The 20,413-nt window shown below is 66.5% G+C and carries 18 protein-coding genes and 2 pseudogenes; 17 read left to right on the top strand and 3 right to left on the bottom strand.

The genetic code is table 11. The features are described 5' to 3' along the window. Positions 1–21: 21 nt before the first annotated feature. The 13 genes and pseudogenes from ACIP6N_RS10305 (at position 22) to ACIP6N_RS10245 (ending at position 14,839) form a co-directional block, all read left to right on the top strand. Positions 22–462, top strand: a complete 441-nt coding sequence (locus ACIP6N_RS10305; protein WP_401814465.1) for a DUF6507 family protein — start codon at positions 22–24, stop codon at positions 460–462. Further along, positions 459–3,305 (top strand): hypothetical protein, encoded by a 2,847-nt coding sequence (locus tag ACIP6N_RS10300; RefSeq protein WP_401814463.1) that lies wholly within the window; start codon positions 459–461, stop codon positions 3,303–3,305. Before ACIP6N_RS10305 ends, ACIP6N_RS10300 begins: the two co-directional genes overlap by 4 nt. A gap of 10 nt (positions 3,306–3,315) precedes the next feature. Beyond that, entirely contained in the window at positions 3,316–4,167 is an 852-nt protein-coding gene (locus tag ACIP6N_RS10295; protein WP_401814461.1) for an immunity 49 family protein, read from the top strand. A gap of 449 nt (positions 4,168–4,616) precedes the next feature. Next, positions 4,617–5,069, top strand: coding sequence for a hypothetical protein (locus tag ACIP6N_RS10290; protein WP_401814459.1), 453 nt, complete (start codon positions 4,617–4,619; stop codon positions 5,067–5,069). A gap of 17 nt (positions 5,070–5,086) precedes the next feature. Beyond that, on the top strand, positions 5,087–5,941 hold the full coding sequence (locus ACIP6N_RS10285; RefSeq protein WP_401814458.1) for an immunity 49 family protein: 855 nt from the start codon (positions 5,087–5,089) through the stop codon (positions 5,939–5,941). Between the two features lie 235 nt (positions 5,942–6,176). Further along, positions 6,177–7,421: pseudogene (locus ACIP6N_RS10280) on the top strand (IS256 family transposase). Positions 7,422–7,495: 74 nt separating this feature from the next. Beyond that, positions 7,496–8,476: a threonine/serine dehydratase gene (locus ACIP6N_RS10275; RefSeq protein ID WP_401814456.1), complete on the top strand. Its 981-nt coding sequence runs from the start codon at positions 7,496–7,498 to the stop codon at positions 8,474–8,476. A gap of 197 nt (positions 8,477–8,673) precedes the next feature. Then, positions 8,674–9,375, top strand: coding sequence for an HAD family hydrolase (locus ACIP6N_RS10270; protein ID WP_401815207.1), 702 nt, complete (start codon positions 8,674–8,676; stop codon positions 9,373–9,375). A 785-nt stretch (positions 9,376–10,160) separates the two neighbouring features. Next, on the top strand, positions 10,161–10,553 hold the full coding sequence (locus ACIP6N_RS10265; RefSeq protein WP_401814454.1) for a transposase: 393 nt from the start codon (positions 10,161–10,163) through the stop codon (positions 10,551–10,553). Between the two features lie 466 nt (positions 10,554–11,019). Beyond that, complete coding sequence (locus ACIP6N_RS10260; protein WP_401814453.1) at positions 11,020–11,862, top strand: GNAT family N-acetyltransferase; 843 nt, start codon at positions 11,020–11,022, stop codon at positions 11,860–11,862. 65 nt (positions 11,863–11,927) lie between these two features. Continuing rightward, positions 11,928–13,085 (top strand): hypothetical protein, encoded by a 1,158-nt coding sequence (locus tag ACIP6N_RS10255; protein WP_401814452.1) that lies wholly within the window; start codon positions 11,928–11,930, stop codon positions 13,083–13,085. After that, positions 13,082–13,561, top strand: a complete 480-nt coding sequence (locus tag ACIP6N_RS10250) for an ASCH domain-containing protein (protein ID WP_401814450.1) — start codon at positions 13,082–13,084, stop codon at positions 13,559–13,561. Before ACIP6N_RS10255 ends, ACIP6N_RS10250 begins: the two co-directional genes overlap by 4 nt. Before the next feature lie 18 nt (positions 13,562–13,579). Beyond that, positions 13,580–14,839 (top strand): IS4 family transposase, encoded by a 1,260-nt coding sequence (locus ACIP6N_RS10245; protein ID WP_401814449.1) that lies wholly within the window; start codon positions 13,580–13,582, stop codon positions 14,837–14,839. Positions 14,840–15,227: 388 nt separating this feature from the next. On the opposite strand, the gene ACIP6N_RS10240 is transcribed toward ACIP6N_RS10245, so the two are convergent. Both ACIP6N_RS10240 and ACIP6N_RS10235 read right to left on the bottom strand, forming a co-directional pair. Beyond that, positions 15,228–15,767: a GNAT family N-acetyltransferase gene (locus ACIP6N_RS10240; protein ID WP_401814447.1), complete on the bottom strand. Its 540-nt coding sequence runs from the start codon at positions 15,765–15,767 to the stop codon at positions 15,228–15,230. Further along, on the bottom strand, positions 15,764–17,047 hold the full coding sequence (locus tag ACIP6N_RS10235) for an XRE family transcriptional regulator (protein ID WP_401814445.1): 1,284 nt from the start codon (positions 17,045–17,047) through the stop codon (positions 15,764–15,766). The genes ACIP6N_RS10240 and ACIP6N_RS10235 overlap by 4 nt, the downstream gene beginning before the upstream one ends. A gap of 233 nt (positions 17,048–17,280) precedes the next feature. Here ACIP6N_RS10235 and ACIP6N_RS10230 point away from each other — a divergent pair, with 233 nt between their 5' ends. After that, on the top strand, positions 17,281–17,727 hold the full coding sequence (locus ACIP6N_RS10230; RefSeq protein WP_401814443.1) for an ATP-binding protein: 447 nt from the start codon (positions 17,281–17,283) through the stop codon (positions 17,725–17,727). 428 nt (positions 17,728–18,155) lie between these two features. Here the strand turns inward: ACIP6N_RS10230 and ACIP6N_RS10225 are convergent. Next, positions 18,156–18,320 (bottom strand): annotated as a pseudogene (locus tag ACIP6N_RS10225) (hypothetical protein); the annotation flags it as partial. Between the two features lie 57 nt (positions 18,321–18,377). Between ACIP6N_RS10225 and ACIP6N_RS10220 the strand changes: the two are divergent. From ACIP6N_RS10220 to ACIP6N_RS10210, 3 genes are all read left to right on the top strand, one after another. After that, positions 18,378–18,620 carry a DUF5999 family protein gene (locus tag ACIP6N_RS10220; RefSeq protein WP_401815205.1) on the top strand — a complete coding sequence of 81 codons (243 nt, stop codon included), beginning with the start codon at positions 18,378–18,380 and terminating at the stop codon, positions 18,618–18,620. A gap of 107 nt (positions 18,621–18,727) precedes the next feature. Next, positions 18,728–19,027, top strand: a complete 300-nt coding sequence (locus ACIP6N_RS10215) for a hypothetical protein (RefSeq protein WP_401814441.1) — start codon at positions 18,728–18,730, stop codon at positions 19,025–19,027. 255 nt (positions 19,028–19,282) lie between these two features. Then, positions 19,283–20,383, top strand: a complete 1,101-nt coding sequence (locus ACIP6N_RS10210) for a hypothetical protein (RefSeq protein ID WP_401814440.1) — start codon at positions 19,283–19,285, stop codon at positions 20,381–20,383. The last annotated feature ends 30 nt before the right edge of the window (positions 20,384–20,413 follow it).

Genomic DNA, 20,413 nt, shown 5'->3' with positions numbered 1-20,413 from the left:
GTAGGAGCTTCGGGGGGAGCCATGACGTCGTGGGACATCAAGCCGCAGGGTGTGCAGAGCCAGCTCAAGCTCACGGGTGAGCGGGCGGGCGATCTGGAGACGGCACTGAACAAGCTGATGTCGGACATGTCGGAGGCGGCGTACGCGGCCGGTACGGCGATTCCGGGTTCGGCGGCCACGGTGCCCTCACCCGCCATGCAGGGGCCGGTGGCGACAGGGCAGGTGCCCTTGTCGCACCGGGGCAGCACGGGCCCGGTGGGCGCGGCGCTCAGCCAGTACCTGGAGAAGCGGCAGACGGACCTCAAGTCCGTGGTGGACCGCGTCCAGGCCTCGCTCCTGGGCGCGGCCAAGGCGACGAACGAGTACCTCCAAGGTGACCTGGAATCAGCCAAGGAGGCCCAGGACGCGGCGAAGAACGTGCGCCTGGATCTTTTGAAGGACGCCTCGGGAGGCGCCAAGTGAGCAATGCACCGGTCGATCCCGCCGAAGTGCCTGTTTTCACCGGCCAGTTGTCGGTGCTGGACGAGAAGGTGACGGCGTTGTCGGCGGACGGCGGCGCGTTGGCGAACGCCGGCTCGTCGGTCCACACGACGTTCGGTGGGATGTCGGCGTATTACCAGGCGCCCGAGGCGGAGCAGTTGTTCGCGGTGACCAAGCCGGTCGCGGACATCACGCTGTCGTTCAGCGGCGACATGTGCACCATCGCGGGGGCCTTGGGCACCTACTCGCAGGAGATCCGGCCTCTGGTGAAGAAGCTGGAGGAGCTGAAGGCGGAGGCGGCGTCGTTCCAGTCGAAGGTCTCGCACGATGAGGACTGGATCGAGGACGGGGATCTCATTGATGAGAACCTTGATCGGCGGAACAAGATCGCCGAGGTGTGGACGCAGTTCCAGGCGGCGGAGCGGCACGCACACGACAAGATCGTGGCGTTGGTGGGCGGTACGCCGCTGAAGGTGAACGACGGCTCCAACGGCAAGGGCATGTACGGCTATGACGCCGAGGCTCTCAAGCAGGCGAAGTCCTTGCCGTGGGGTGACGCGGTGGAGGAGTCGGTTCCCGCGTGGCAGGTGTGGGAGCACGTCTATGACTTCGGCAAGGGTCTGATCGTTGACGGCGTGTGGGGCACGATCAAGGGTCTGGGGACGCTGGTCGGCTTCGACGGCTGGGACGCGGCGGGGCAGGCGTGGACGGGGCTGGGGAAGCTCGCGACGGGTCTGGTGATCACCGGGACACCGTTGGCGGGGGTGTTCTGGATGACGGACGACAAGGATTTGCCGGCCTGGATCCGTGATTCGCGGACGGCGATGAAGGAGACCGGCAAGGCGCTTCTTGCGTGGGATCAGTGGGGTTCGAACCCTTCCCGCGCGGCGGGTGCGGTCACGTTCAACGTGTTGACGACGGTATTCACCGGTGGCGCCGGTGGTGCGGCGGCGGGTGCGGGCAAGGCGGGGCTTGTGGCGAAGGCGATTTCCGTCGCGGGCAAGGTGGGTCGTGCGATCGATCCGATGACGTATGTGTTCAAGGGTGCCGGGGTCGGTGTCTCGAAGATCGGTGATGTGATGGCCGGTCTGAAGGGCATGGGGAAGATCGAGATTCCCAGGATCGACGAGGGTGTGTTCAGCCTGCCCGAGGGCGCGATGGAACTGCCTGACGGAACGATTCGGCTGCCCAAGGATGTCCCAATACCCGAGGGGGCCATCAAGGTCTCCGACGACACCATCAAGCTCCCCGAGGGCACCACCTCCCTCCCCCCGGGCACGGTCAAGTGGCCTTTCGACGGCCCCGCGAAGTACGCCGACGAGGCGGGCAACCTCTACAAGGAGGACGGCAGCCTCTACCAGAAGGCCGACGAGGCCAGGCCGGAGCCGTCCCCGAAGCCCGACACGGGCGCGAACACCCCCAGGACGGAGGCCCCGGTCCGCCAGGAGGCCCCGGTCCTGGCGGGAGTCGGCGCCCGAGGCGGCGACGACGTCATCCGCGTCGGTTCTGACATCTCCGACCCGGTCCACGCGGCGGACAACGGCGCCCACGGAGGCGCCCACGGCTTCGACAACAGCCCTGCGGGCCGCGCGGGCGACCACACCTCTGGTGGCCACGCCCCGGACAACATGCCGCGCAACGACCTGAACCAGCCCCCACGCGGCGGCCACGGCGATCCGTCCCCGGCCGGCCGGCCCGACAGCCCCTCCACGGGCGGCTCTCACCCGGACGGCCCAGGCTCGGGGGGTTCCCACCCCGACGGGCCGAGCTCGGGCACCCACCCCGGCGACCTCTCACCGGTCGGCCACCCCGACGGCCTCGGCTCGGGCGGTTCCCACCCTGGTGGTCCCGGCGGAACGGACCCCCACGGTCCTTCGCCGTCGGCACCCCTTGACGAGGCGACCCGCGCGGCCCACCACGCGGAGTACGAGGCCGCCCGTGAGGTTCCGGCCAAGGATCGGACGCCCGCCGAAAGCGCAGCGATCACCCGCGAACACGTCCGGCTGGCCAACGAGGACCCCATCTGGCGGGCCGAGCACTACGACAAGTGGGGGCCCGGCTACCGGAACAGTACGGAGGAACTGGTCGATGGCCAGCTCCTGCCGAAACTGGTCGAGAAGCCGGGCGGCGGCTGGATGGCCGCGTCCTCGATTCCGTACGCGCACCCGGGAGGATTCCACCTCGACACCTTGGAAAGAGGTCGGTCCACAGCCGCGCCCGATGACCTCAAGCACCTGGACAAGGTCGCGGCCAAGCGCATGGCTGGCATGGAGCTGACCCAGTGGGAGAAGGCCTTCGAGCAGAACCCCAGCTTCGACAACGCCTACGAGTTGGCGCACGCGCAGGAGAACTTCAACGCGATCGGCGAGGGCGCCGCGAACAACAGCAAGCTCGGTGAGGCCCTCGGCGAGGAAGCCGCCCGCCGGCACATGCTCCGGCAGGTGGAGTTCGAAGGAGCTCACGAACTAATCGACCTACCGGAGACGGCGAACGGCTCGAGGAGTTTCGACCAGCTCTGGCGTGGCAAGGACGGCAACCTCATCATCGTCGAGGCCAAGAGCCCCAACGGGACATTGCTTTGGCGCCAAAGCAATGGCCATCCCAGCGGCGGCACGTTCATGGTGAAGCAGGGAAGCCTCGATTACGTCCGCACCATCGTGGCTGACATGAGGGATCGCGTCATCGAATCACCGGGCGAGGCCAAGTACATCAAGGAGATCGAGGACGCCATCAAGGACAAGACACTGCGTTACGTCCTCGTCCAGGCCTCCGAAAACACCGGTACGTATGCTGGAGCCGTACTCAAAGACTTCAAGCTCTTTTAGGAGAAACGCCTTGGTTTCGGTCATCCCCCGTCATCCCTTCCCCACAGAGAACGCGGAAGCGGCGCTCGCCGTGCTCAAGGAGAGTGCGGAGGGGTGGGTCGGTGGTCTGGAGGCGGATTCGACTGGTCTGGGCGAAGCCTTGGACACCACGCTCATGGTGGCCAAGGTGCATTGCCTGACGGATCCGCGGGGGGCGATCTTTCCCACGTGGGATGCCTGGGTGAACGCCATGCAGGTCGGTTCGGCCGTGTTCGCGGCCGCGGCCGCGGCCGAGGGTCAGGTGCGGTGCCGGATCGCACACGAGGACCGTACGCTCCGGGCCACCGGCCCGCAGCAGTACGTGACGCCTGGTACCTGGCTGACCGCCTTCTGCCTGGCTGTGGTGTGCCGGGAGCGGGACAGGATCACGGCCCTGTGCCGGGTGCCGCTGTCGCTGCTCCGTGACAACAGCGCTCAGTTCGACGCGTTTGAGTACGCCTGGATCGACACGTTGCAGACCTACTGGCTCGGTGGTGAAGGCCTCAGCGCGAAGCTGGTGGCCGCGATCGACGGCACGGACCCGGCGGTCGCCACCCATCCGGACGCCGCGGGCAAGTTGATGTATCCGCCGATGGAGATGTTCCACCGTGTCGTCCGCGGGGACCATGCCGGCTTCAATCGCGCCCTCGCGGCAGCTCTGGAGTGGCACAAGGAGTACTGGACCGACGAGGGTCGGGCGGCCCGGGTCTCGGGTCTCGTCGCCCTCGCTCCGCTCGCCATGGCCTGCTTCGCCCAGAACGAGGGCATTCCGATCGAGGTCGAGTCCGAATACCTGCCGGCCGCCCTCCTCGCCGGCAACTGGTGCGGCGAATTCCCCACATAAGCCGGACTGCGTGACGAGCGCGGCGCCTCGCGACGACGTGGATGCCCCGGATATCGACGGGGAGCCGGGGCATCGCGTGCTGTACCGGGGCGAGCCGTTCACTGGGAGGCTTGAACGGCAGGGTCCTGTCCTGGAACCCTCCGTGCGTGTGGATGGCCCCTTCCTCCAGGCGCGCCGCACTGCCGCCGAGACTGGCCGCTGTGTAGACGGCCATCCGGCGGACGACTTTCTCCCACAGGAGTCAGATTGAGCATCAGGCTCTTCGCGCCGAAGCCGTACGGTTCCAACAGGTCGGTCACTCCGCCGCCGCCGAGCACCATCCTCGCCCAGGCGTATGCGGCCCGGTAGCGGGTGTTGAGACGAGGTTCGGCCGTGAGGAACTGGGCCGCAACGAAACCCTTCCCGCGATCGCTCACCTTGAGTAGGTCGCCAAGGACCGCAGGGCCTGGGTGGAACTCGCCAACGCCGAGCGGGCGCACAAGGCCGCGGCGGGCCTGCACGTCGTGCCGGAGAGGTTCGCCGGCTCAGTGGAGCCGCTGCTGTCGGAGGCTCCCAACGGCTCCAGCTTGTTCGACCAGATGTATCGACGTCCGGACGGCAAGCTGATGATCATCAAGGCGAAGGCGCCCTCCTCCGGCCTCTTGTGGCGCAAGGGCGTCGGTCCGGCCGAAGGCTTCATGGCGAAGCAGGGCACCGAGCCGTACCCGTGGACCATCATCGCCGAGATACAGCGTCGGCGGATGCTGCAGGTGACCGATGCCTCGGGCAAGGTATGGGCGAACGCGGACCTTGCCAAGGAGCTCAGGACGGCCCTGGGCGGGCGGCAACCTGGAGTACGCCATGGTGGAGGTCAGCACGGCGGCGCCAAGTACGCCGGGGCCCTCGAATTCTTCAAGATCTGAAAAAGGGGACAATTTTCGTGATCGTGCTGCGCCAGGACTACCCGAAAGACCCGATGGCGGCGGTAGTTCCCGTCATGGAGGAGCAACTGTCCGATTCGCTGAAGAAGATCGATACCTCGCACACCTCCAGGTCAGAGGCGGTCATGGATTCGCTGAACGTCGCCCTGGTCCGCTGCGCCGGGGACCCCAGTGCCGGCATGCTGGAGACCTGGGAGTCCTGGCTGCTGGCCATGCAGGTGCATTCGGCTGTCTTCGCCGCCGCCGTTCCCGACCGGGAAGTGGTCACCTGCAAGATCCGCCAGGAGGATCGCCACCTCGCCGCCACCGGGCCACAGACCTACCTCAACGCGAGTACCTGGCTCGACGCCTTCTACCTCGCGGTCATCTGCCGTGAAGCAGACCGCCTCGACATGCTGGCGCGGGTCCCGGTGTCGCTGCTGCGCGACTTCGGCGGCACGCTGGACGAGTACGCCTACGCGTGGGTGGAGACCCTTCAGAGCTTCTGGCTCCGCCGTGACGACCTGCGCACGCATCTGGTGCGCGCCGTGGACCTGAGCGCTCCGGAGCAGGCCCGCGTCCTCGACGCGGAGACCATGGCCAAGCTCCGTTACCCGCCGATCATGATGCTCTACCGCTACCTGCGCAACGATGCCGCCGGCTTCAACGAGGCCCTGGCCGACGCCGTCCGCTGGCACAAGGAGTACTGGACCGCGGACGAGGACCGCACCCAGAACATCCTGGGGATCGTGGCTCTCGCTCCGCTGGCGGTCGCCTGCCTGGCAAAGGCCAACGGTATCCCGGTCGAGATCGAGTCCGGTTACCTCCCCGAGGCCCTCCTCGACTTCGCCTGGCGCGGCGAGTTCGACGCGTAACACCCCACCCGTGCGAGGCGCACACATGACCATCGCCCTCCCACGCCACGCGCACCGGACGGACAACATGGCCGTGACCACGGCGCCGGCCCGTCGCGGCCGCGCAGGAAGGAGCAATGCTCAAGACCTGTGGATCGGCCTCGGGAGGGGTGCCTCGCGAAACGCGGAGGGCGTACCTTCCCGAGTGATCGATTGATGGTCACCGAGTAGCACCGCGGGTTGGGAAGGCACGCCGGTGCTCAGCGTAGTCAACAACGACGGAACCACCGACACCGGATCTCTGATGGACGACATCGTCCGCGAGGATGCCCGCCGCGGCCCTGGAGGCCGAAGCCAACCAGTACATAGCCGAGTTGGCTGGTGAGCGGGACGAGGTCGGCCGCCGTCTGGTGGTCCGCAATGGCCGTCATCGCGAACGGACGGTGACCACCGCCGCCGGGCCGGTCGCGGTGAAGGCGCCCCGCGTGAACGACAAACGCGTCGACGTGGAGACCGGGGAGCGCAAGCGGTTCTCCTCGAAGATCCTCGCGCCGTGGTGCCGCAGGTCCCCGAAGATCAGCGAGGTCCTGCCCCTGCTCTACCTCCACGGACTGTCCTCCGGAGATTTCGTGCCCGCGATGGAGCAGTTCCTGGGTCCTCGGCCGGCATCTCGCCGGCGATGGTAACCCGGCCGACGAAGCAGTGGACCGACGACCACACCGCCTTCCAGGCCCGCGACCTGTCGGATTCCGACTACGTCTATGTGTGGGCCAACGGCGTCCACCCCAAGGTCCGCCTCGGCCAGGCCCACTCCTGCGTCCTGGTCCTCATGGGCGTGCGCCCCGACGGCCGCGAGGAACTCATCGCGCTGGCCGAGGGGCTGCGTGAATTGACCGAGTCGTGGGCGGATCTGCTGCGTGACTGCCGCCGACGCGGCATGCGCGACCCCGAACTCGTCGTCGGTGACGGCGCGATGGGCCTGTGGAGGGCCCTCGCGGAGGTGTTTCCGCAGGCCAGACACCAGAGGTGCTGGGTTCACAAGGTCCGCAATGTCATGAACGCGCTACCGAAGTCGGCTCAGCCCGGTGCGAAGAAGGCCCTGCAGGAGATCTACAACGCCGAGGACCATGACCACGCCGAGAAGGCGATCAAGGACTTCGAGCGCGCCTACGCAGCGAAGTGGCCGAAAGCGACCAAGAAGGTCACCGACGAGGCCGACAAACTCCTCGCGTTCTAAGACTTCCCCGCCGAGCACGGGGTGCACCTGCGCACGACAAATCCCATCGAGTCCACTTTCAGCACCGAGAAGCTGAGGACCAAGGTCACCCGCGGGGCCGGCAGCCCGGCCGCGGCCCTGGCGATGGTGTTCAAGCTCGTCGAGTCCGCCCAGGCCCGCTGGCGCGCGATCACCGCACCTCACCTCGTCGCCCTCGTCCGCAACGGCGCCCGCTTCGAGAACGGTCACCTGGTCGAACGCCCCGAGGAACCCGCCGCAGCGTGACACACCTCAACCGACATGCAAATCCTGACAGTTGCTCATGGGACCAGCGCACCGATGGCGCTACGCTGCTGTTCGTGCAGGAGACGCGTCTCGACACTGCTCGGATCCGGGCGGCTCGCCGGGTGATCGACCCGGTCTTTCTCGACACTCCGCTGTACCGCTGCGAGGCGCTGGAGCCCGACCTCGGGTGCACGGTGAGCATCAAGCTCGAAACGGCGAACCCGGTCCGCAGCTTCAAGGCCCGCGGCACCGAGGTAGTCGCGAGCCTGCTGGCCGACAACGCCTCGCGAGCCGTGGTGTGCGCGAGCGCGGGCAACCTTGGCCAAGCCCTCGCGTGGTCCGGTCGCGGCCGGGGGCTCGATGTCACAGTTGTGGCATCCCGCTTTGCGACTCGGGCCAAGCTTGATCGCATCCGCGCATTGGACGCCGGGTTGGAGCTGGTGGACGGCGACCACGAGCTGGCTCGCGAGCGGGCGGCGGCCATCGCAGGGAACGACGGCATCCGGCTGGTCGAAGACAGCCTGGACATCGAGACCTGCGAGGGCGCGGCGACCATCGGCCTGGAACTGGTGGACACCGCGCCGTCGTTCGACACCGTCCTGATCGCTCTCGGCGGCGGGGCGCTGGCTACCGGCGTGGGTCATGTTGTGAAGGCCTTGGCGCCCGACGTCGAGGTGATCTGCGTCCAGCCGCTGGGCGCACCGGCGCTGACACACTCGTGGCGCCAGCGACGTGTCGTCACCACCGACTCGACCGACACCATCGCCGACGGCGTCGCCGGCCGACATCCCATCCCGGCCGTCCTGGACGACCTCCTCCTGGTCGCTGACGACGCCGTCCTGGTCAAGGAGGCGTCGATCATCGCCGGTATGCGGATGCTCCTTGACCGCGCCGGCCTCGTCGTCGAACCTTCGGCCGCGCTCGGCATCGCGGCGATCCTCGAAGACCGTGACCGCTTCGCCGGCCGACACGTCGTCACCATCGTGTGCGGCAGCAACGTCGACGTAGACGCCTACCACCGCTGGGTCGGCGCGGCTCCCATCCACAGGTCTTGACAATTACTCGATGCCGATGCCGATGCCGGTTGTGCGATCGGGGAAGAAGTCCTGACGATGGTGAACGGGGTCCAGTCCGCCCGGCTGAACGAGCACCTGCACTCAATGCTTCACGAGGCCCGTCGGTTTGGCGACGCGGGGGCTGCCCGGTCCTTCATCGAACATGGCGGAGAACTGCTGAGGGAGCGAGCGTGCGCATGATCCTCGTCCTCTGGGACATTGACCGGACCCTGCTCTATGTCGGCGAAACCGATCGCCTGGTCTATCGCGAGGTCTTCCACGCCTTGGTCGGCCGAACCGCGACGGCTCTTCCAGCCAGAGGAACCGGGGTCACCATGCCCCTGGCCGTACGGGAACTCCTCTCGGCCAACGACGTTCCCGCGTCGGAAATCGATCACCTCTCACGGCTGATGGTTGACCGCCTTCCTGGCGAACTGCGGTGTCACCGGGCGGAGTTGCGCCGTGACGGGCGTCTGATGCCCGGAGCTGTCGAGGCGCTCAGGGCGGTGCACCTGGATCAGCAGCTCGTTGCGACGATCGTGACCGGGAACCTGAAAGAGAACGCCGAGGTCAAACTGTCCACCTTCGGCCTTGTCGATCACGTCGACATGGCCGTCGGAGGATATGCCTCCGATGACTCCCACCGCCCGGCGTTGGTCCGCATCGCCCAGGACAGAGCCGAGAAGGCTTACGGGCATCCCTTCACCCACGAGAACACCGTCATCATCGGCGACTCCCTTCAAGACGTCCGTACCGGGCAGGAGGGCGGAGCGCGGGTCATCGGCGTTGCCTCGGGCACGACCTCAGTCCAGGCTCTGTCAGCAGCGGGAGCTGACCACGTCATTGAGGACCTGACCGACACGGAACGGGTCCTGTCCTTGATCCACGCGAAGCCGTAGGACTCCCTCGTAGACGCACGGGTGGCTGCCGGGAGCCTGTTCTCCCGCAGCAGCCCGAGCGGTCACATGGTGCACCGACGTAGTGACCTCGCCGGTAGATGGGGCACGCGAATGGCACGCGGCCCCGTAACGGTCTAGACGACAAGAAAGGCCCCGGTCAATGCCCTGGGCCTTTGTCGTGGAGCGGGTGACGAGAATCGAACTCGCGCTCTGAGCTTGGGAATCAACGGCGCCCAGGAACTCCGTAGGGCTCCGACCAGGTGTTACTTGGGCATGCGAGCCGTGCTGGATCCGGTTGGACTGACCGCTTCTGCCCCTGGCGTACCGCACTGAAGGGCTGGGGTGGGGCTGGACCGCGGCAGGGGCGGTTACGAAGACGACTCGGGTGGCCTTGGCCTATTTGGCGAGGGACTTCGCACCCATGGCCACAGTGGAGTGTGCGTGCGCGAAGGATTTGGAGTCCCGTTCGCTCGCGCATGCCAGCACGCCAGGACATCAACTTCGTGAGTGGACAAGCAGAACAGCATCCGGAGCGTGGGACCGCAGGATCGCAGGACCACGTACTCGTGTAGCTCGCAGTGGATGCCGGGAGTCGGCAGTTGCCGGAGGCCGTGGACCGGCAGGTCCTGGTCGCGCTTACTGCGGTGGGCGCGGAGGCGGACGTTACCAGAAGTCAGCTATGCGGGTGAAGGTTCACACAATCGCATGAACGGGCGGTTTGGTTAGTGTCTCCCCTCGGGTGGATCACGTTCCTCTAGTGTCCTGACTGATACGAGGGGAACTAAGTGACCACTAACTCCAGATTCACCGCTGCCGAGCGTGAGACGCTCGCCGATCAGGTGATCGACGGTGCTCGCACCATCCGAGAGGTCGCCGACGAATGCGAAGTACCGCGGCAGACTGTCCAGAACTGGGTGAAGAGCCGTAGGGAGAAGCGTGGAATCCCGGCGCCGCGGCCTGGGTCTGGACCGTCGACCCCAGAGCGCATGGCTGCTCGGCTTGAGAAGTTGGAGAGGGCCAAAGCGGACGCTGAGGCGCGAGCAGCAAATGCGGAGGCACGAAGTGCATCCCTGGAAGCAGTCGTTATTCGCCAGGGTGCCGCAGTGGCAGCGCTCAAGGAGACGTTGCGGTTGTACGTCGATCCGGATGGCTTCGGCAATGGTATGACCCCGGCATGAGGTGAGGCAGCAGCGATGGGCACGATTGGTTCTGATTCGAGCGGTACTTGCCCCCATTACGAGCGTGCGGGCCGTGGCCATCCGATTGAGGCACGTGCCTCCGCTTACCGTCAGCGATGCCTGGCGGTTAGCAAGGGTCACGGCGCATCCAGATGAACTGGTCTACGACCTATGCAAGACCCGGGTGGGTGCAGTCACCCGGGCCTCCGTCGCCTCGGGTGGGAAGAGAGCGCAATGAAAATCATTGATCAAGAGGCGCCACGCTGACAACACGCTCTACCCGACGACACGGTGCCGAAGTCAAACCGATCGGATTCGCTACGCCAACAGCCGCGTTGGGGCTACCGCTACAGCACCATGCGCCCTCGGTGCCCCCTTGAGGGACGGCTTCCACTGCGATCAGCTTGTCCCATACGTACTGGGGAGTTTGAGGCCAGTTTCGGTCGGCCCTTCTGGAGGGGGAGTAGTGGCGATCAAGTTGCTGTCGGTTGCGCCTGCACAGAACGATCTGATCGACAAGGTCATCACGCTGGGCAATCGCTACACCAAGACATTGGGGCTCCTGAAACCTCCGGCGTACTACAAGGCGGCGGAAGATGGTGGGCTGCTGGTAGCGATTGAAGCGGAAGAGGTGATCGGCTATGCACTGTTCGGGCTCCCGAAAAGGAGCGCCCACATCCGCTTGGCCCACCTGTGCGTGGCGGAAGAGCAGCGTGGCAGGAGCGTTGCCCGGCGGTTGGTGGAGGAGATCAAGGAGCGGTATCCACAACGGCTCGGCGTCAAGGCCAAGTGCCGTCGTGACTACAACCTCAGTGCCATGTGGACAAGTTTGGGATTCGTCCCACATGGCGAGGTACGAGGCCGCGGTCGAGATGGAGAGATCCTCGACGGATGGTGGCTGGATCTCGGGCACCCCAACCTATTCACGGAGGTAGAGAGCGAAGCCCTGCTGGTGGTGGCGATCGACCACGCGGTGTTCGCTGATCTCCGCGGACTCACCTACACAACCGACGTAGAGGAATCCCGCGCGCTGGAAGCGGGGTGGCTAACAGACCTTGTTGAGCTCGCCTACACACCCCAACTCGTCCATCAGATCCGCGATATCGCCGACACGGCCGAGCGCCAGCATCAGAGAGCGGCGCTGCCCGGACTGCGTCAGCTCACTCCCGCCCCCGCAGCCGTGGCTGAACGGACGACTGAGCTGCTACGCGCGGCGTGGGAGTCGCTCCCCGACCTCCCTAACGACGGAGCACTGCGTCGTTGCGCGCAGTACGTCGCTGAGACGTCGTGCGCCGGCTCCGGGTGTTAGTCACGCGAAACCCCCTCCTGTCCCGCCTGACGGACGTCGCTTGGGAGGTTGCCAGGGTCCGTGTAGTGACGCCGTCCACTGTGACGCTGCACGTGGAGGAGCTTCGGCAGGCCCAGGTGTACCGCCCGGCAGACCTGATGGGTACGGACTTCCGGTCCGCGGAGGTGTCCTCACGCACGGAGGATGAACTAGTCGCCTTCTTCGATCAGTCCGGCGGTGACGACGGATCAGCCTTCGCTGAACGCTTGCGCTCCCTGACTGCAGACTCCGTCGCATGGCGGCGCGAGCTGCTTCGGGATGGGGAGGGTCGCCCGGTCGCTCTCTATGCGTTGGCACTGGACGGGCGGACGCTGATTGTCCCCGTGCTCCGCACTGCGGAGCACGCACTCGAAGAGACCCTGGCCAGGCAACTACTCTTTCTACTCAAGCGCCTTGGGCGCGAATTCGGCGCGGAGATGATACGGATCACCGATCCGCATCCCTCCATGGTCGCCAAGGCAGCCGCTGGGGACGACGGCTTCTTCGAGCACGACGGTGGGCTCGTGGCTCTGCTGGTGAATGTGTGCGGCACGACAGCTCAGGTCGAGGCAGTGACCGGCGCGCTCGCTCGCGAGCTGACCTTGGAGGCAACCACGCTGCAGAAGGGGATGCCTGCCGAGGTGGCCGCTGTGGTGGAACGCGCCTGGTGGCCGGCGAAGATCATCGACTCCGGGCTACCGTCCTTTCTGGTGCCGATCAAACCGCGTTGGTCCACCGAACTGTTCAACTTCCCGGCCATGCTTCTACCGCGCAGCCAGGTGCTGGGAATCAGCAGGGAGCATGTCTATTACCGAACCTCAGGGCACCGAGGTGAGAGCGTTCCCGGTCGTCTCCTCTGGTACGTCAGCGAGGGCCCTTCCGGCGTGGAAAGTCAGATGATCGTGGGCAGTTCGCGGCTGGACGAGGTGCTCATCGACACGCCAGACAGCCTCTTCTCAAAATTCGAACACCTAGGCGTATATGGTCGAGCTGAGGTACTCGGAGCCGCTGATGCCTCTGGTCGCGCTATGGCGCTGAGGTTCTCGGACACCGAGATCTTCCCCGAGCCGGTAACGCTACGGCGGTTGACCTCGCTGGCTAGGGAACTGGGGCTACCTTGGTCGTCGAACTCGTTGATCTCGCTGTCGAAGATCAAGAGCGAGCTGTTCCAGGCTGTCTACAAAGAGGGGCACCGAAAGACGTGAACGATCCGGAACGCGCGATGTTGCTGTCCGTCCACCCGCGCTTCGCCACCGCGATCCTGGCCGGGAGTAAGACGGTGGAGGTCCGCCGCCAACGCGTCGCCGCGGCTCCCGGAACGACAGTCCTGCTCTATGCGACAGCGCCCACCATGGCCCTGGTGGGCATGGCGCGCATTGCCTCAGTTCACGTGGCCTCTCCTAAGGAGGTCTGGTCGGCTCACCGCACTCAGACGGGAATCACTCGACGTGAGTACGACGCCTACATGAGCGGCGCCGCTCAGGCGAGTGGCCTCACGCTGGCAGATCCCGTGTCCTTCAACGAGCCGGTAACGCTCAGAGCGTTGCGGACCAAGGGAACTTTCCATCCTCCGCAGAGCTACCGATACATGAAGGGCGATGACCTGCGTCAGGTAGCCGAAGCTGGCCCCGTGGTGGTGAGGGCCCTTCGTGGGGCGCTGGGCGATCTGGTACCCACTTAGCCTCAATACCGGTAACTTATGGGCAATCCGGTCGTTGTTGTTGGCGTGGCAAGAGTGGGTCAACTGAAGTCATCTGGTGAGCGGTTGTCGGACCGGGTCGCGGTCGGGGTGCTGACGCAGGCGTTTCCTCGGTCGCTGGTGGACGAGGTGCTGGCGGAGACGGGACGGGTGCAGCAGCGGAACCGGCTGTTGCCGGCGCGGCTGATGGTCTACTTCGTGTTGGCGATGTGCTTGTTCTCGGGGCAGAGCTACGAGGAGGTCGCGCGGCTCCTGACTATGGGTTTGCAGGGTGCGCGGAGTTGGCGTTCCTCGTGGGTGGTGCCGAGTACGGCGGCGATCTGGAAAGCCAGGTCCCGGTTGGGGGTAGCCCCGTTGGAGCAGCTGTTTGCACGGGTGTGCCGTCCGGTTGCCACCCCGGACACGCAGGGCGCCTTCTACCGTGACTGGCGTCTGACCGCGGTCGACGGCACCACGTCTGACCTGCCGGACACGGAAGCGAACGTGGAGGCGTTCGGCCGTCCGCCGCGATCCGGGCGTGGGGAACAGAACGTCGGTTACCCGCAGATCCGCATGGTCGGTCTGGTGGAGTGCGGCACCCACGCCGTTTTCGGTGCTGCGATCGGTGCTCTGCGCACGGGAGAGCAGGCTTTGGCCTGGGCGGTCCTGGTGTCCCTGCGACCTGGGATGTTGCTGCTGGCCGACCGTGGCTTCTACGGCGTAGACCTGTGGTGCACAGCCGCGGCCACGGGCGCGGACCTGCTGTGGCGAGTCCGCAAAGATCTGGTATTGCCGGTGGTCGAGCAGCTGTCGGACGGCTCATATCTCACGGAGATCTTCGATCGCAGCGACATCCACCACACCCGCCGCGGGGTGCCGGTACGCGCGGTGGAGTACACCATTGCCGACCACGAGGGTATCTACCGGCTCATCACCACAATCCTTGACCCGGTCAAGGCCCCGGCCGCAGAACTGGCCGAACTCTACGCCCAGCGATGGGAGTTCGAATCCACCCTCGATGAGATCAAAACCCACCTCGGCGGTTCCCACCTGGTACTGCGTTCGCAGCACCCCGACGGAGCCGAACAGGAACTCTACGGCTTCCTCCTCGTCCACCACGCCATCCGGCACCTGATGCACCAGGCCGCACAGCAAGCCGACCACGACCCTGACCGGATCTCCTTCACCCGCTCACTGCGCGTCGTGCGCCGCCAGGTCACCGACCAGGCGGCATTTTCCCCCCGGCAGGCTCACCCGCGCGATCAAAGCCACCCACACTGAACTCCTCGAACGTCTCCTGCCACGGCGACGCCGCCGGGCCAACCCCCGCGTCATCAAACGCAAAGTCGCCGGCTGGCCCCTCAAACGCGCTGCCCACCGAGTTACAGACCGCCCACGCGTTCCGGCCTTCACCATCGTCGGTGCCACCAAACCCAAACGGGTCAAACACACATCAAAGCCATAAGTTACCGGTATTGCGCTTAGCCTCGCTGTTTCGCTCGTGTACGGCCGGGTTTGGGACGGAAGCGCGAAAGCGGCCTTGCTGTCCTGGGACGATGAACCTTGCTGAGGGGTTCTGTCGTCCAGGCGGAGGGCACCTTCTGCGGGATCCAACACCGCCGTCGACCACATCACCGCCACCCAGCTTGCCCTAGCTGATTGTCGGCGGTCAGCGGGTGGCGCGAATCATCACGGTGAGGGCCGGCGAGGCTGGCGACGGTTGGCTTTGGCCGATGTCTTCGTAGCCCCATGACTGGTAGAGGGCGTGGACCTTTCCGTCGCCGGCGGCCGGGTTGACCATGAGGGTGACGTACGGCTCCTCGCGGGTGGTGAGGAAGGTGTCGTGGATGCGCCGGGCTGTGCCGGTCTTTCGCCAGGCTGGCCGGACGCCGATTTCCTTCAGGGATACGGTCGGACGCTCGGTGTACTTTGCCGTCGGCTCTGGGCTGGTGCGCTGCCAGTAGCGGTCGCCGTGCTCGATGGTGGTGCCGTAGGCGTAGCCGACCGGGTGTCCGTCTGCGTACGCGAGTACGGCTGCGAAGCCGGGCTCGGTGCCATGGCGGTCCAGTCGTTCGCCGAAGGCCGTGATCGCGTAGTTTGGCAGGTGGAGGAGTGGGGCGCGTACGTCGGCGTATACGTCGAGGAGATCGCCGCGAACCGTGTCGAGGGTGGTGAACGTGCGGAGTTCGATGGCGGGCGCAGTGGTCATGCGGGAGTCCTCCAGAGGGCGGCGTGCTCGTTCCAGGTCTGCACGGTGGAGCTGCCCGGGGCGGTGGCGCGCAGCGCGGCTCCGAACTCTTGCAGCATGCGTGCCACGCGGGCGTGACGGGTGGCGGCGTCGGTGGGGACCTTCATCGCGGTGGCCGTGGCGGCGTCGGGCGCGCCCTGTGCGAGCTGGGCGTGGGCGAGGCGGGTCGTGGCGATGGCCCGGGAACGGACCATGTGGGGTCGCAACGCGGACAGGCAGCGGTGGGCGTGGAACTCGGCGGTCGGGTGGTCACCGAGCGCCAAGTGCGCGGAGAGGGCCAGGGAGTCCAGTTCGGCCTGGTCGTAGAAGGCGCGCATCCACACCGGCCGGTAGTCGGCGGGGTCTGCACGCAGCATGGCTTCCTGCGCTTGGTCGAACGCACGGTGGGTGCCGGCGCGGTTCTGCGCGGTGCCGTGGATGGCCCCCTGTCGGGCAAGGCCGAGGGAGGCGAACAGGGGGTCGCGGCGGGTGAGGTGCAGGTTGCGGGCGACATCGTTGGCGGCGATCGCGTCGGCGGGTCGGCCCATGTGCCGGTACATGGTGCCCGCGTGACTCCAGATGCGGAACTTGATCGCCTGGTCGCCTGACATCTCGGCTAGGGCCTGGGCCTCGCGCATGTGGGCCTTCGCGACGTCGTAGCGGCGGCCGTCGATGGCGGCCCACATGGCCGAGGAGCGGAACGCGGCTGCGGAGGCATACAGGCTGCTGCGTACGCGCTGGGAGGCGCTGCCCGCGTGCTGGAGGTTCAGTGCTTCCTCGGCGAGCGCGGTGGCCTGCTGCTCGATGCCGAGTTGTCCGCCGTGGCGGTGGTCGCTGGCGACGATCTCGGCGAAGCGCTGCTGAAGACGGTCGACATCGCCCATGCCGATGCGGCGGGTTGCGGTGCCAGGGGCGGCTGCTGCCGCTGCGGCAGCCGCGGCAAGGCCACCGACGAGGGTGCGGCGCTTCATGTCGGGGTCCTCCTGCTGCGGTGCGGCTGGGGTGGACGGAGGGCGTCTCCGTGGCACGAACCCTAAAGCCGTGGCGGGCAGGCCGGTGACGTCTTCAAGTGCTCTGCGGGTTGCCGACTTCGGCCACGTCACCCGGCCTGCCTTCCAGGCTCGGACCGACGAGCCGTCGAGCCCGCCGGCCCTTCCGGTCAGGTGCTCCAGGGCCCTGTTCACCGCATCAGCAAGGCTGTTGGAGCTGTAGCCGTGTTCGGCCATCCACACCGCAAGAGTGGTGTTGCGCGTGATGTCCATTGACGCACGGTAGCTCTCACGTCACTCATTCGCCAGGTAAAGAGAAGGTCAAATCGCCCTAGGTCATCCCGCGGGAGGGGCCCGTGATTGCCCTAACCGGTCTGTGGCGAGGCGGAGTTATCTGGTTGTTGGTCGGCCGTCACGTGAGTGCGGGCGGCTGTTGACGGCTCGGTCGGCCCTGGCGTTTTCCTGCGGAGGACCGAGCGCCGAGACAACGCGAAGGCTCTACCCCAATGACGAGTCTCAGTAGGTCTGTTCTGGCCGCTTCCGTCGGCCGTCCCGCTTATAGCCAGAGTTTTCCGTGCGAGCCGTCGACGGCCGAGATCGGCCGCCGGTTTGTTCGGGAAGTCCTCGGCGTATGGCACCTCGACAACCTCGCTGACCGTGCTGCGTTGGTTGTCACCGAGCTGATTGCGAACACCGTCAGGCACACGCCGTGTCATGAGGTCCGCCTGATAGTCGGACGGCCGACCGGGACCCGGGTGCGTATCGGGGTCGTGGACCGGGCGCCGTGGTGCCTGCCCACTCTCGGCCAGGCGGATGACGAAGACGAGTCGGGTCGCGGACTGTTCCTCATCGATGCCGTCGCCGACGGTTGGGGTTACGACTTGCACGGCTCGGCCGGGCATCCATGGGCCAAAGAGGTCTGGGCCGAACTCCGCTTCAAGGGCGACGAGTGAATACCACCGCTCCGCAGCGCACCCGCCACTTCTGGACGTCGTCCGCCCGAGGGCCTGACGCTTGGGGAGCGCGCCACCGGGGTCTGTCATTCCGGTCCCGGGGCTGCGCAGCGCTCAACTGTCGGGCGGCCGAGCGACCGTCCCTGCTATCGAGAACGGGGGGAGTCTTCCGTGGGGCGGCAATGGATCACTGGTGACTGCTGGCTTGGGTGCGGGCGCTCGGACGTGCGAGTGATCTGGCTCGCCCCTGTGCAGTGGGACGGGCAGCACGCCCCGTTCGTCGCGTGCGAGCCGTGCCTCAACCGTCTCAGGGCTCAAGCCCTCGCCTACTTCATGGAACGACGACCGGCGTCCGCCTGATCGGACTTTCGGCACACGACTTCCCGGCGTACGGCGGCGGCGCCCGCGGATTGCCTCTGCGGGACACGTCAGCTCGTGCCGGGCGGCCAGGAGCCCCGAGGAGCCAGCCACTGGCAGATGCTCCGAGTGGGGGCGGCCTTGCTGTAGCCGTAGAAGCGGCCGAAAACCACGCCGTCCTCCCACCACGCGGGAGCGGTCTGGCCCCACTCGACCGCCGCGTTCGTGGAGCACCGCCCAGAGACCCTCTCTTCAGCTACCTCCGAACCGTTCCCCCACGGCCCTGAAGCCCGCTGAAGAGGGGACTAACTTCCCGCCCGCACCCGAGAGGAAGAGCACCATGTGCGCACACCCCGCCGTGCCCGACGGCTGAGGCTCCTGACCGGGAGGCCGCGCGTCGTTCGGCGCATCACCCGGAACATGGCTGGAGCCTGCTGTGCAACGGCGTGCTGTTCTTCGAGGACACCGGCGAGCTGCTTCCGGACGGGCAGGTTGTCGCCCCACATCGGCCCGTCCTCGCGGAGGCGCCCTCATGACCGCTGCGACGGAGAAGGCAGTTCGGCCGCTGTGGCCCGCACGTCCCTTCGCCGACCCTCTGCCCTGGTTCGTGCGATCCGAACAATCGAGAAGGAGCCGACTGATCATGCACGTCCTGAAAAGCCTTTGCCGCCTTCGCGCGAATCGCGCTAGGCGCAAGGACTACGAGCCGCTCACCCTTCTCGACATGCTCTTGGACGACGACTCGGAACGCCCTGCCCAGCCGTCGTCTGTGCAGATCAAGCTCTTTAGGTTCCGGGCGCAGTCACACGGCCGGACCGGCTTCGCCGCGCTCAGGGCTCTGCGCCGGGAACACCCCGTACTGGTGCACGGCCTCTACACCTATCTCAGCGTTTCTTGGTTCCTCGCTGTCTTGATCACTGCGTTTATGGTCCGGGGCCGCTAGTACTCCGGAATGCCCTGGCCGTATGCCTGATCAAGCCAGGGCAGATAGTTCCGCTTTCCAGATTCCCGCCCCGGCCCGCTGCCAGACACGACCTGTCCCATATGCACAGGACGGGGTGGGCTCCAACTTCCCTGCCAGGTGCGGCCACCGAATCGAACATGCAGCAGCCTGCCCGCGTTGCGGCGGTATGGCAGCCGCGCCCGGCCGGGAAGCACGCACACGCGCTACGCCAACGCCGCTGACTAGGAGGACGAGATGTTCCTTCCCTATCCCGTGATCGAACAGCTCGACAACGCCCAGGTAGCCACCTGGGAGAAGCACTTCGCCGGCGCCGGACACGAACGGCCCCGGGCGATCGAGGAGGGGATCTGGCGTCGGACTCAGGACCCGGCGAATGCCGTCCAGTCCGGCTGGTCCGAGAACGAGCAGGGCCGCCGCCGCATCGTGCACTACCGCTACCGGTACGACCTGGACTACACGTTCCCGGTGCCGCGGCTCGTTCTCGCGGAGCTCTACCTGTACACGTCGGTCCTTGGCCCGAAGGCCGAGATCGACGAGTACCGCAGCAACGTGCGCTTCTGGCTCCTCCAGGGCGGCTGGCGGCAGGTGGACGACGCCCTGTGGTCGAAGGGCGACCTGCGGGTCACCGTCACCCCGTACGACACGCACCCGCAGGACGAGCGAGCCTCGCGGGAGACGCCGGCCGGGTTCTGCTCGCTCGACGTCGTCTTCCTCTCCGAGGACTTCGAGGTGACGCGCAACGTGCGGCAGATGCCGTGGAACGTCCTGGCGGGCGGCATCCGTATCAAGGACGAGCGCGGCAATCCGACCTACGCCGACGACCTGAGCGAGCTGAAGAACTACCTGCCGTTCCAGGTCGAGATCGGCTGCGGCACGAGCGTGGAGGCCGGTGTGCCGCCGCTGCACTTCCTGCACCAGGCGTACCGGGTCACCGAGCGGACCGACAACGTCATGAAGCAGACGCACCCCTTCGTCCTGAGCCCGCAGAAGGACACGCTCGTACGGGAGATGCTGCTCGACGCCACGGTGAAGGCGGACGAATTGGTCACGATGTTCCGCGTCAGCTTCCTCGCCGAACCGACGGCCGCCCACCACGCGCTCAAGGCCCTCCACGACGCCGGACACTTCGTCGGCCCCGTGCTCCAGCACAACTTCGACCTGCTTGCCGCGCGGGCCGGGCTCGAAGAGTGCTTCGTACGCCGCTACGACCAGAAGATCCCACCCGTGCCGTTCCACCCGGAGGCGAAGGCGCTCCTAGGGCCTGTATCGAGTCGTGATCAATCTGCGGGATTCGCCCTCGCTTCGGGGGCGGGTCCTGTAGTCCGGTGTGTATGACGCGGAGACAGCTGACGGACAAGGAGTGGG

Source organism: Streptomyces sp. NPDC088725 (genome assembly GCF_044751305.1).
Lineage (GTDB): Bacteria > Actinomycetota > Actinomycetes > Streptomycetales > Streptomycetaceae > Streptomyces.
The sequence above is the reverse complement of the archived record's forward strand: the minus strand, read 5'-3'. Positions and strand labels throughout refer to the sequence as shown.

Coding starts and splice junctions, on each gene's coding strand:
- ACIP6N_RS10235 (WP_401814445.1), bottom strand. CDS start 17,047: ATGGACATCACGCGCAACACCACTCTTGCGGTGTGGATGGCCGAACAC.
- ACIP6N_RS10215 (WP_401814441.1), top strand. CDS start 18,728: ATGCACGTCCTGAAAAGCCTTTGCCGCCTTCGCGCGAATCGCGCTAGG.
- ACIP6N_RS10245 (WP_401814449.1), top strand. CDS start 13,580: ATGGGCAATCCGGTCGTTGTTGTTGGCGTGGCAAGAGTGGGTCAACTG.
- ACIP6N_RS10240 (WP_401814447.1), bottom strand. CDS start 15,767: ATGACCACTGCGCCCGCCATCGAACTCCGCACGTTCACCACCCTCGAC.
- ACIP6N_RS10305 (WP_401814465.1), top strand. CDS start 22: ATGACGTCGTGGGACATCAAGCCGCAGGGTGTGCAGAGCCAGCTCAAG.
- ACIP6N_RS10270 (WP_401815207.1), top strand. CDS start 8,674: ATGATCCTCGTCCTCTGGGACATTGACCGGACCCTGCTCTATGTCGGC.
- ACIP6N_RS10230 (WP_401814443.1), top strand. CDS start 17,281: ATGACGAGTCTCAGTAGGTCTGTTCTGGCCGCTTCCGTCGGCCGTCCC.
- ACIP6N_RS10210 (WP_401814440.1), top strand. CDS start 19,283: ATGTTCCTTCCCTATCCCGTGATCGAACAGCTCGACAACGCCCAGGTA.